Annotated in this window: 16 protein-coding genes; 6 read left to right on the top strand and 10 right to left on the bottom strand. The window is 50.8% G+C overall.

The window, feature by feature from the left end:
* Positions 1-398 precede the first annotated feature (398 nt).
* Entirely contained in the window at positions 399-953 is a 555-nt protein-coding gene (locus VGM55_RS26420) for a gamma carbonic anhydrase family protein (RefSeq protein WP_331637223.1), read from the top strand.
* Here the strand turns inward: VGM55_RS26420 and VGM55_RS26415 are convergent.
* The 6 genes from VGM55_RS26415 to dprA are packed head-to-tail and all read right to left on the bottom strand — an operon-like array spanning position 929 to position 4716.
* Positions 929-1186 (bottom strand): DUF1488 domain-containing protein, encoded by a 258-nt coding sequence (locus VGM55_RS26415; RefSeq protein WP_331637222.1) that lies wholly within the window; start codon positions 1184-1186, stop codon positions 929-931. The genes VGM55_RS26420 and VGM55_RS26415 overlap by 25 nt on opposite strands.
* A complete protein-coding gene (gene aroE, locus VGM55_RS26410; RefSeq protein WP_331637221.1) occupies positions 1183-2001 on the bottom strand; it encodes a shikimate dehydrogenase in 819 nt (272 codons plus the stop codon). Before aroE ends, VGM55_RS26415 begins: the two co-directional genes overlap by 4 nt.
* A 2-nt stretch (positions 2002-2003) precedes the next feature.
* Complete coding sequence (gene tsaC, locus VGM55_RS26405; protein ID WP_331637220.1) at positions 2004-2576, bottom strand: L-threonylcarbamoyladenylate synthase type 1 TsaC; 573 nt, start codon at positions 2574-2576, stop codon at positions 2004-2006.
* Positions 2569-3123 (bottom strand): DNA topoisomerase family protein, encoded by a 555-nt coding sequence (locus VGM55_RS26400; protein ID WP_154189531.1) that lies wholly within the window; start codon positions 3121-3123, stop codon positions 2569-2571. Before VGM55_RS26400 ends, tsaC begins: the two co-directional genes overlap by 8 nt.
* Positions 3124-3146: 23 nt before the next feature.
* On the bottom strand, positions 3147-3620 hold the full coding sequence (gene smg, locus VGM55_RS26395; RefSeq protein WP_008457217.1) for a DUF494 family protein Smg: 474 nt from the start codon (positions 3618-3620) through the stop codon (positions 3147-3149).
* On the bottom strand, positions 3592-4716 hold the full coding sequence (gene dprA, locus VGM55_RS26390; protein WP_331637224.1) for a DNA-protecting protein DprA: 1125 nt from the start codon (positions 4714-4716) through the stop codon (positions 3592-3594). The genes smg and dprA overlap by 29 nt, the downstream gene beginning before the upstream one ends.
* 128 nt (positions 4717-4844) lie before the next feature.
* Between dprA and def the strand changes: the two genes are divergently transcribed.
* The 5 genes from def (at position 4845) to mscL (ending at position 9671) form a co-directional block, all read left to right on the top strand.
* Complete coding sequence (gene def / locus VGM55_RS26385; RefSeq protein ID WP_038478260.1) at positions 4845-5354, top strand: peptide deformylase; 510 nt, start codon at positions 4845-4847, stop codon at positions 5352-5354.
* A 14-nt stretch (positions 5355-5368) separates the two neighbouring features.
* Positions 5369-6316, top strand: coding sequence for a methionyl-tRNA formyltransferase (fmt, locus tag VGM55_RS26380; RefSeq protein WP_331637219.1), 948 nt, complete (start codon positions 5369-5371; stop codon positions 6314-6316).
* Between the two features lie 73 nt (positions 6317-6389).
* Positions 6390-7679, top strand: a complete 1290-nt coding sequence (gene rsmB / locus VGM55_RS26375; protein ID WP_331637218.1) for a 16S rRNA (cytosine(967)-C(5))-methyltransferase RsmB — start codon at positions 6390-6392, stop codon at positions 7677-7679.
* Between the two features lie 49 nt (positions 7680-7728).
* The gene (gene trkA, locus VGM55_RS26370) at positions 7729-9105 is read left to right on the top strand and encodes a Trk system potassium transporter TrkA (RefSeq protein WP_038478251.1); all 1377 of its coding nucleotides are present in this window, start codon (positions 7729-7731) and stop codon (positions 9103-9105) included.
* 152 nt (positions 9106-9257) lie between these two features.
* Entirely contained in the window at positions 9258-9671 is a 414-nt protein-coding gene (gene mscL, locus VGM55_RS26365) for a large-conductance mechanosensitive channel protein MscL (protein WP_154189529.1), read from the top strand.
* Here the strand turns inward: mscL and VGM55_RS26360 are convergent.
* From VGM55_RS26360 to rplQ, 4 genes are all read right to left on the bottom strand, one after another.
* Positions 9607-9891 (bottom strand): alternative ribosome-rescue factor A, encoded by a 285-nt coding sequence (locus tag VGM55_RS26360; protein ID WP_331637217.1) that lies wholly within the window; start codon positions 9889-9891, stop codon positions 9607-9609. The genes mscL and VGM55_RS26360 overlap by 65 nt on opposite strands.
* A gap of 65 nt (positions 9892-9956) precedes the next feature.
* Positions 9957-10373: a Zn(2+)-responsive transcriptional regulator gene (zntR, locus tag VGM55_RS26355; RefSeq protein ID WP_154189527.1), complete on the bottom strand. Its 417-nt coding sequence runs from the start codon at positions 10371-10373 to the stop codon at positions 9957-9959.
* Complete coding sequence (locus tag VGM55_RS26350; RefSeq protein ID WP_331637216.1) at positions 10373-10744, bottom strand: DUF1992 domain-containing protein; 372 nt, start codon at positions 10742-10744, stop codon at positions 10373-10375. Before VGM55_RS26350 ends, zntR begins: the two co-directional genes overlap by 1 nt.
* Before the next feature lie 112 nt (positions 10745-10856).
* Positions 10857-11211: 50S ribosomal protein L17 (gene rplQ, locus VGM55_RS26345; RefSeq protein ID WP_331637215.1), on the bottom strand; the 355-nt coding region annotated here is incomplete at its 5' end.

The raw sequence follows: 11211 nt of genomic DNA, 5'->3' as shown, positions 1-11211 counted from the left end.
CATCCGAAGATGCTGAGATATCAATCCTGCGAGTGCCCACACAGATTGTCTGATAAATTGTTAAAGAGCAGTGAGTTGCGCGCTTTCGCTTGCTAACTCGAGGTGGCGTATATTACGCTTTCCTCTTTCAGAGTCAACCCCGATTTTCAGGATTTTTTCTCTTTATCGAACCGGCTAATTTGTGAAGTCATTCACTGTTCCGTCTCGATGGAGGCGCATTATAGGGATCCCGATTTTTAGCACAAGTACTTTTTCGATCTTTTTTTCTGAGTGTTTAGATTTCACACTTTTCGCTGAGATCCTGTTCGATCTGCCCTCTTTTCAGCCCTTTACTCCCTTGCCATTGCTCAAGAAAGCGGCCACAGTCTATTCATGCAATGAATTTACCTGAGGTATTTATGTCTGCGGTACTGCGTGCTTTTCAAAAAACTTTTCCCCAACTTGGCGAACGGGTCATGGTTGATCCCACCAGCGTGGCGATCGGTGATGTAAAACTGGCAAACGATGTCAGTATCTGGCCGTTGGTTGCCATTCGCGGCGACGTAAACACCGTGACGATTGGCGCACGAACCAACATTCAGGATGGAAGCGTTCTTCATGTTACCCATAAGTCTTCCTTTAAGCCTGAAGGGAATCCGCTGATCGTTGGTGAAGATGTAACGGTAGGACATAAAGTCATGCTGCACGGCTGCACGATTGGCAACCGTGTATTGGTAGGGATGGGATCGATTCTGCTGGATGGTGTAGTAGTAGAAGATGATGTGATGATTGGTGCCGGTAGCCTGGTGCCACAAAACAAATGCCTGGAGAGCGGTTATCTCTATTTAGGCAGTCCGGTAAAACAAATTCGCCGTCTCACTGAAGCGGAGCTGGCTGGCTTGATCTACTCCGCTAACAATTATGTCCGCTGGAAAGATGAGTATCTGGCTCAGGACAGCCAGTACCATCCCTGATCGCCTTCCTGCTCATCCTCGATAAGGCTTTCGACTTCTTCTTCAATATCCCAGCGATGCTCCCGGAATAAAGAGAGCCACTCTTCTACGCAATTGCCACCAAAGCGAGCGGCAATTGCCTCTGAGGTCATAGCGCAACCCACCTGAAAGCCATTAACCAACGCCGGAAAGCAAACAGCCTGGCGTTCTTCATCCCAGACTTCACGATCCGGAAACTGAATGGCCTGGTTCACGCCGTCATTTCTCTTTTCAACGCCTCAATAACCGGTGCAACGTCCGGCATTACGCTATGCCAAAGCATAAAGGCATGTGCGGCCTGCCCCACCAGCATGCCCAAACCGTCCGCATAGTGGACTACGCCGTGCCCGACGGCCCAGTTCAAGAAGGGCGTCAGTCCTTTCTGGTAAAACATGTCATAACAGCTTACGCGGTGCGAAAGGAGAGAAACCGGCAACGCGGGAATGTCGCCGCCAATCCCGCTGGACGTTGCGTTAATCAGAAGATCAAACTCATGCCCTTCAAGCTGCTCCAGTGCGACAGCGCTAACGCTGCCCGTATGGCTAAAAAGTGTGGCTAACGCTTCGGCTTTGGCAAAAGTCCGGTTGGTTATCGTTACCGCGCAGTCCAGCGACAGCAGTGGCAGCAATACTCCACGTGCGGCACCGCCAGCCCCCACCAGCAGAATACGATCGCCGGGTTTGATCAGTTTCAAACGTTCAAGATCGCTCAACAAACCTATGCCGTCGGTATTGTCTCCAAGCAAACGGCCATCTTCCAGGCGCTTGAGCGTATTGACCGCGCCCGCAAGTGCCGCGCGCTCCGTCAGTTCGTCCGCATGGGCAAAAGCCTGCTCTTTAAAAGGCACCGTGACGTTGGCGCCTCTGCCCCCTTCATTAAAGAAAGCATCCAGCGTTTCAACAAACTCGTCCAGCGGAGCAAGCACGCGTCCATAAGGATGCTCAATGCCTGTTTGCTCGGCGAAAAGGCGGTGAATAAGAGGAGACTTGCTATGTTGAATAGGGTTCCCGAAGACGGCGAAGGTTTCCATAATTACCCCTGACGGAAGAGTTCGCCGGTTAAGGCATCACGGATTTCTGAAGGATTAAGCCGCCCACCGGTCTCCCCTATCAGTACATGGAAACTTTGGCCAAACTGCTGCTGAACTTCTTGCGAGGTACGGCACGGTGGCAAGCCCGTAAGGTTCGCACTGGTAGACACCAGAGGTTTACCGTAGGCAAGACATAACTCTTTCACTAGCGGATGATTGGTTACACGCACCGCCAGAGAATCAAAACGCCCGGTCAGCCACTTTGGGGTGGAAGGCAAGGCCGGGAAAACAAACGTAACTGGCCCAGGCCAGTTTGCAAACACCACAGAAAGCTGTGCTTCATTAAGCGCAGCGGCATCTATATAAGGTTTCAGCTGCTCAAAATTCGCGGCGATAAGGATAAGTCCCTTCTCAACCGGACGCTGTTTCAGCTCAAGCAGGCGAGTAACCGCGAGTTCACTGTCGGGATCGCAACCAACGCCAAACACGGCTTCGGTTGGGTAGGCGATGACTTGTTGTTCTTTCAGGGCCGCTACAATCTGCGCGAGCTGGCCTTCAGGCAGGTTATTATTCACTGGCTTGTTCCGCCGTTACCGGCTTTCCACATTGTTTATTGGCACAGAAGCGTTTCACGCCCTGGGCCGTTTTCTTTTCAATAAGCAGCGGGTACTGACAGTCAGAGCAGATGCCCGCTACCGGTTTAAAATTAATGACAAACTGACAGTCCGGGTAGCTGTTACAGGACCAGAACGTTTTCCCGTAGCGAGAACGACGCTGAACCAGTTGCCCTTTTTGGCATTGGGGGCACGCTATTGCCGTCTCATCGGGTTTATCAATGATTTCCGTGTGTTCGCATTCAGGGTAATTGCTGCAGCCGATAAACATACCAAACCGCCCTTGACGCAGCACGAGCGTTGACTGACAAACCGGACACTGCTGGCCATCAAGCACTTTAACAATATGCCCATCAGCCTGGCTCTTTAGCGGGCGAACATAATCGCATTCCGGGTAATGGGAGCAGCCCAAAAACGGGCCGTGTTTACCGGAACGTATTGCTAACTCTGCCCCGCATTGGGGGCAGGGTTCATTTTTTGGCACCGAAAACAGTGCTGACTTGGCCATAACATCTCATGCTGCAACTCAATTTAGTGCAGCATACCTTCATTTGCCTCGAAGAGTAATTCTTCCATTTGCTGGTAGGCGTTTTCACACCCCGGAATGTTGAACAACACCATCAGCACAACCCACTTCAGATCTTCCAGTTCGAATTCTGCTGTGTCCAGCGCCAGCACGCGCTCAATCACCATTTCGCGGGTTTCGAGATTTAACACCTGAATCTGTTCAAGGAACAGTAAAAAGCCCCGACAGTCTGCATCAAGCCGCTGGCTCTCTTCTGCGGTGAAAATACGCATGGAGAGAGGATCGGCAGCAAGCTGCATCGGTTCGGTCAAACCATCCTGGTAGTCGGCCAGCTTTTCAAGCCACACTAACGCGTTAAAAATGTCCTCACGATCAAAACCCGCGTCGGTGAGATCGCTCGTCAGCTTATCCTGATCAACGCGCATTTCTGCTTCGCTGTGGATGTAGGTTTCAAATAAGTACATTAGTACGTCGAACATGGCATGCCCTCCTCAATCGGACATAGCCGCCGGGTACAGCTGCGATCCATCCTGCTAACTCCAGTTCGAGTAGCTGAGCTACCGTCTCTGGCACAGGTTGGCCGGCACGTTCAGCGACGACGTCAACAGGTGTAACCTCATCTCCTACGTTAGCCAACAGATGGGGAAATGGCAATGCGCCGTCCTGTTGATTTGGCGAATATATTGACACATTGTGCGAAGCGGGAAGCCAATGGAGTTCAGAGGAGAGATAATCGAGGATATCCTGCGGGCTTCGGGCCAGATTTGCCCCCTGCTGAATCAGCCAATGTGGGCCTTCACTGCCTGGGCTACCAACCGTGCCTGGCAAGGCAAACACCTCTCTTCCCTGCTCAACGGCATAACGAGCGGTAACCAGAGATCCGCTTCGCTCCCCGGCTTCCACCACAAAGACAGCCCGACTTAATCCGCTGATGACACGATTGCGCCACGGAAAGTTCGATGGCCACGGCGTGCAGGAAAGGGGAAATTCAGACACTACTGCCCCGCCCTGTTCCATAATTTGCCTGGCCAGCATCAGATGGCGTTTAGGATGAACGCTGCCTAAACCATTACCCAGCACGGCAATTGTTTTACCTTGAACACTCAGGGCAGCACGATGAGCAACACCGTCAATTCCCAGAGCCAGACCACTGGTTATTACCAGCCCTGCCTGAGCAAGTTCCTCACAGAACTGCCGACAATTGCGTTCACCGTAATCGGAAAGATTACGACTGCCGACAACTGCAAGCTGGTTCTGGCTAAGTTGCGAGGGATCCCCGGCGACAAAGAGGACTGCAGGATAATCATTTATAGCGCGAAGCTGTTCCGGATAATGAGCATCTTCCGCCGTCAGCAAGTAGTGCCCTGGTTTATCAAGCCATCTGAGACTGGCTTCCAGCTGACGCTCATCAAATGCATTAAACAGTGCACATTCGCGGGCACTTAATCCCGAGCCAGGCAAGCTTGCTCTCTCTATTGCAGGGCTGCGTTGCAGGAAGTGGGCTATTTTTAGGAACTTATCACCACTTAGTCCTTTAACAGCCATAAGACGTAACCAAATCTCCTTTCGCAGCACCATTTCCTCCTGCCACAGGCCATAAAAGCAATCCTTGCGATTGGTCACTGATGCTGTCAATCAGCCGGGGAAATGTCTAGAATAGAGGGAATAATCCTTTCTACTACTGAACACAGCTCTGGATATTTATGGCAGTTTTGCAAGTATTACATATTCCCGACGAGCGCCTTCGCAAAGTCGCTAAACCGGTCGAAAAAGTGAATGCGGACATTCAGCGCATCGTCGATGATATGTTCGAAACAATGTATGACGAAGAAGGTATTGGCCTGGCCGCTACGCAGGTTGATATTCATCAGCGCATCATCGTTATTGATGTTTCTGAAAACCGCGACGAGCAGCTGGTGCTGATTAACCCAGAGCTGCTGGAAAAAAGCGGCGAGACCGGTATCGAAGAAGGCTGTCTGTCTATTCCGGAACAGCGGGCGCTGGTGCCACGCGCGGAGAAAGTGAAAATTCGTGCGCTGGACCGTGAAGGTAAAACGTTTGAACTGGAAGCGGATGGTCTGCTGGCTATTTGTATCCAGCACGAAATGGATCACCTGGTCGGTAAACTGTTTATCGATTATCTGTCGCCGCTGAAACAGCAACGTATTCGTCAGAAAGTTGAAAAACTCGACCGTTTGAAAGCGAAAGCTTAAGGACAACAAGCAACGTGTCAGATTCTCTGCGTATTATTTTCGCCGGAACCCCCGATTTTGCAGCGCGTCATCTTGACGCGCTGTTGTCTTCTCAGCACCAGGTTGTCGGCGTCTTTACTCAACCAGACCGCCCTGCAGGCCGTGGTAAAAAACTTATGCCAGGCCCGGTAAAAGTGCTGGCTGAAGATAAAGGCATTCCGGTCTTTCAACCCGCTACGCTTCGTAAGGCGGAAAATCAGCAGCTTGTTGCCGATCTCAATGCCGATGTGATGGTTGTGGTCGCTTACGGCCTGATCCTCCCTCAGGCTGTGCTCGATATGCCTCGCCTGGGTTGCGTAAACGTACATGGTTCGCTGCTGCCTCGCTGGCGCGGCGCGGCGCCAATTCAGCGTTCCTTATGGGCTGGGGATGCAGAAACTGGCGTCACTATCATGCAAATGGACATTGGCCTCGATACCGGCAATATGCTCTATAAGCTGTCCTGCCCTATTGAAGCGGAAGACACCAGCGGCATCTTGTACGATAAACTCGCCGGGCTAGGCCCGAAGGGCCTGTTGGACACACTTCAGCAGTTAGCCGCCGGAACAGCAAAGCCAGAAGTACAGGACGAAGCGTTGGTCACCTATGCTGAAAAACTCAGCAAGGAAGAAGCCCGTGTTAACTGGAATCTTTCCGCCGCTCAATTGGAACGCTGCATTCGCGCCTTTAACCCGTGGCCAATGAGCTGGCTGGAGATTGACGGGCAGCCGCTGAAAGTCTGGCGAGCTTCAGTCATCAACATACAGGCAAACTCTGCGCCCGGCACCATTGTTGCCACCAGTAAACAGGGCATCCAGGTAGCGACCGCTGACGGCATTCTGAATCTTGAAGAGCTGCAGCCAGCCGGCAAAAAAGCCATGAAAGCACAGGATCTCCTTAATTCGCGCCGTGAATGGTTCGAACCCGGAACGGTCCTCGCCTGATCAAGCTGTACTTATACGCCCAGGGTAACCTGGGCATTTTTGTTTATAGCGCTGGAAAAACCAGAGCACGGTAATGAAAAAAACACTAAATCTTCGCAGCCTGGCTGCCCAAACAATTGAACAGGTTGTCGAACAGGGACAATCATTAAGTAATGTACTGCCTGCGGTACAGCAGAAAGTCTCTGATAAAGACAGAGCGCTGCTGCAGGAGCTGTGCTTTGGCGTTTTGCGTACTCTGCCGCAGCTGGAGTGGCTAGTTGGCAAACTCATGTCGCGCCCGATGACCGGCAAACAGCGTACGATCCATTACTTAATTATGGTCGGCTTCTACCAGATTCTGTATACCCGTATTCCTGCGCATGCCGCACTTGCCGAAACCGTTGAGGGTGCCATCGCCATCAAACGTCAGGCATTTAAGGGCTTAATCAACGGCGTACTGCGGCAGTTCCAGCGCCAGCAGGAAAGCCTGATGGCTGAGGCTGCTAAGCATGAAAGCCGTTTTCTGCATCCAACCTGGCTCCTGCAACGCCTGAAGAAAGCTTACCCCGACACCTGGCAAAGTACTGTCGATGCGAACAATCAACGTCCCCCAATGTGGCTACGTGTAAACCGTCAGCATCATACACGCGAAGCATGGATGGCATTGCTGGCTGAGGCTGGTCTAGAAGGCCACGCACATCCCAAATACAGTGACGCGGTACGTCTTGATGCCCCCGCCCCCGTTCAGGCTTTACCTGGATTTGAACAAGGTTGGGTCACGGTTCAGGATGCTTCTGCGCAGGGAAGCGTCGATCTTTTAGATCCGCAAAACGGCGATACCATACTGGATCTTTGTGCAGCCCCTGGCGGCAAGACAACACATATTCTGGAAGCTGCACCGGATGCAAAAGTCATGGCCGTCGACGTTGATGCGCAGCGCCTGAAACACGTGCATGAAAACCTCGATCGGTTAGGTATGAAGGCAGAAGTGAAACAGGGGGACGGTCGTTTCCCGGCACAGTGGTGCGGTGATGCTAAGTTTGATCGCATTTTGCTCGATGCGCCGTGTTCGGCAACCGGTGTGATTCGCCGCCATCCGGACATCAAATGGCTACGCCGTGACAGGGATATCCCAGAGCTGGTTGCTCTACAAAAAGAGATTCTGGACGCTATCTGGCCCCATCTCAAATCCGGCGGTACGCTGGTTTATGCTACCTGCTCTGTTCTACCGGACGAAAACAAAGAACAGGTCAGCGCGTTTCTGGCACGCCATGCCGATGCAAAACTGGTTGAAACCGGTGATGCCAAGACACCTGGCATTCAAAATCTGCCCGCAGCAGATGACGGTGACGGCTTCTACTACGCTAAGCTAATTAAGAACTGACTCTCCCAAGGGCGAGTCGTAAGTTTCATCACTCGTGAAGCGATAAACGATGAAAATAATCATTCTGGGTGCTGGCCAGGTTGGCGGTACTCTGGCGGAAAACCTGGTCGGTGAAAACAACGATATCACCGTCGTCGACACCAACCAAGCTCGCCTGCGCATTTTGCAGGATAAGTTCGACTTACGCGTAGTTCAGGGCCATGGGTCTCATCCCCGGGTACTTCGCGAAGCTGGGGCGGATGATGCCGATATGCTGGTTGCGGTAACCAGTTCTGACGAAACGAACATGATAGCCTGCCAGGTCGCCTATTCGCTGTTTAATACGCCGAACAGGATTGCCCGCATTCGCGCACCTGACTATGTTCGCGATGCGGAGAAACTGTTCAATGCGGAAGCGGTGCCCATCGATCACCTGATTGCTCCAGAGCAGCTGGTCATCGACAATATTTATCGCCTGATTGAATACCCTGGCGCGCTTCAGGTTGTGAATTTTGCAGAAGGTAAGGTCAGCCTGGCCGTAGTGAAAGCATACTACGGCGGCCCGCTTGTGGGTAACGCTCTCTCTACAATGCGAGAGCATATGCCCCATATTGATACTCGCGTAGCCGCTATCTTCCGTCACGACCGTCCTATTCGTCCTCAGGGCTCAACTATCGTGGAAGCCGGTGATGAAGTTTTCTTTATTGCTGCGTCACAAAATATTCGCGCGGTAATGAGTGAACTTCAGCGTCTCGAAAAACCTTATAAGCGTATCATGCTGGTTGGCGGCGGTAATATTGGGGCTGGTCTGGCACACCGCCTGGAGAAAGATTACAGCGTAAAACTGATTGAACGGGACCAGCAGCGGGCTTCTGAACTTGCTGAAATGCTACAAAATACCATCGTATTTTATGGTGATGCTTCCGATCAGGAATTATTGGCAGAAGAACATATTGATCAGGTCGATCTCTTTATTGCGGTAACCAATGACGATGAAGCTAACATCATGTCGGCAATGTTGGCCAAACGGATGGGAGCCAAAAAAGTCATGGTGCTCATTCAGCGTAATGCCTACGTCGATTTAGTCCAGGGTAGCGTAATTGATATTGCAATCTCTCCCCAGCAGGCAACCATTTCGGCTCTACTTGGGCATGTTCGTAAAGCCGATATAGTGGGTGTCTCATCACTTCGCCGCGGCGTTGCTGAAGCCATAGAGGCCGTTGCCCACGGGGATGAAAGTACCTCGCGCGTTGTAGGGAGAGTGATCGACGAGATAAAACTACCACCGGGTACGATCATTGGCGCTGTCGTTCGTGGAAATGATGTCATGATTGCAAACGACAATCTGCGCATCGAACAGGGCGATCATGTCATTATGTTCTTAACGGATAAGAAATTTGTCAGCGATGTAGAACGGTTGTTCCAGCCAAGTCCCTTCTTCCTCTAAACTAAACAGGGCAGAACTCTTTTTGCCCTGTTTGAATCCAATAAAACCACTTTATTATTATGGAATTAACAAAATTCTTATTTTCTACAGCAATGGAAATTAAGACATCCTTTGTTAGAATTATTACTGTCAGCCGGCACAAGGAGAAATAAATGAGTATTTTAAAAGAGTTTCGCGAATTCGCGATGCGCGGAAACGTTGTTGATTTGGCAGTGGGTGTGATTATTGGTGCAGCATTCGGGAAAATTGTTTCCTCACTGGTTGCGGATATTATTATGCCGCCACTGGGTCTGCTGATTGGTGGCGTTGATTTTAAGCAGTTTGCTTTAACATTGCGTGATGCACAGGGCGATGTGCCAGCGGTAATCATGCACTACGGCGTATTTATTCAGAATATTTTTGACTTCCTGATTGTCGCTTTTGCTATCTTCATGGCCATCAAAGTGATCAATAAACTGAATCGCAAGAAAGCGGAAGAGCCGGCGGCACCTCCAGCACCTTCTAAGGAAGAAGTTTTGCTAAGTGAAATTCGCGATCTGCTGAAAGAACAGAATCAGCGTAATTAATCCAGGCAGCGAAAAACAGAAGGCCAGTGGTAAAAAAGCTGATTGCTTGTTTGCCACTGGCCTCCCAGTTACCCCGCTTACCGTGCTTCTCATTACGTTGATAACTGCCTTTCCCCTTCTTATTCTTCTCAATTCTTTGACTGAACAGCGGGTCATGTAGCAGTGCCTCAATGGCATTATCTTTAATTTGCCCTTTTTGGTGGCGATATTTTGTGCTCATAGTAGCTCCAGATGGGTTAAATTAGCGCCGCGAGTCTATTCCTCGTTAAATAAAAGATCAAGCAGCTATTTCTTACTGCTGGCTCCCTGCTCCAGCGCTTCAAGAATAGAACAATAAACGCTACTGTGTGCGCTACCGCAGCAAGCATCATTCAAACGCTGCAGGGAACGACGCATATTCTGCAGCTCTTTAATCTTGGACTCAACCTCACTCAACCTGCTCTCTACAATACCCTTTGATTCCTGACAGGTATGATGCTCAGGATCGATACGGATCGAAAGCAGCTCCCGGATTGCCTCCAGCGTGAAGCCCAGCTGCTTGGCATAGCGAATAAATTTGAGGCGCTGCAAATCGCTGTCGCTGTAGAGCCGAAAACCGCCTTCAGTACGAATTTCATGCTCCATCATATTTTGCTTTTCGTAGTAGCGGATAGTATCTGGTGTCACATCCGCAAGCTTAGCCAATTCACCTATGCGAAACATCACTTCTCCTCATCAATTTGTTGCATCAGTTTTTCTGCATACTCGCCACGCAAGAAATCCGTGTTCACGCCCGCTTGTCGAAGCTTAAGCTCAAGAAGGGCAAGCTTTTTGCTGATTACCTGATAATCCCCACTCTGAGCATGCACGGTTTTGAGCAGATCAACCAGAGCAAGCGCATCTTTACGTTGCTGCATCTTCAGCGGTAAGCAACCCGCATTTTTTAGCAGGCGATATCCGGCACGAAGTTCAGGAGGAACATGACTATCATCGTCGAGCAATATAGGTTCACCGCTGCCAGGCAGACTATCAAAATCACCGTTACGCTGGGCATCAACGATATGCCGTTCTGCCCACTGATCGAGCAACCACATAGCGACCTCAGTTCTATAAGGAGTATGACAAGAATACGAGGAAAGTATCGGGAAGGAGATATTCTGGATATAAAAAAACCGGGCAAGCCCGGTTTTTCTACGTTACTACAGATTACTCTGCAGCAGCTTCTGTTTGAGACTCGGCGCGATCAACCAGCTCGATGTAAGCCATCGGAGCATTGTCACCAGCACGGAAGCCACACTTCAGAATACGAGTGTAACCACCTGCACGGCTCGCAAAACGCGGACCCAGTTCATTAAACAGTTTTGCCACGATCTCGTTATCACGAGTGCGGGCGAATGCCAGACGACGATTAGCAACGCTGTCAGTCTTGGCAAGAGTAATCAGCGGCTCAACTACGCGACGCAGCTCTTTCGCTTTAGGCAGGGTCGTCTTGATGATCTCATGACGAACCAGTGAACCTGCCATGTTGCGGAACATAGCCTGGCGATGGCTGCTGTTGCGG

This window comes from Cedecea sp. (assembly GCF_036500665.1).
Lineage (GTDB): Bacteria > Pseudomonadota > Gammaproteobacteria > Enterobacterales > Enterobacteriaceae > Cedecea.
Note: the sequence above shows the minus strand (reverse complement) of the source record. Positions and strands in the feature narration are given on the sequence as shown.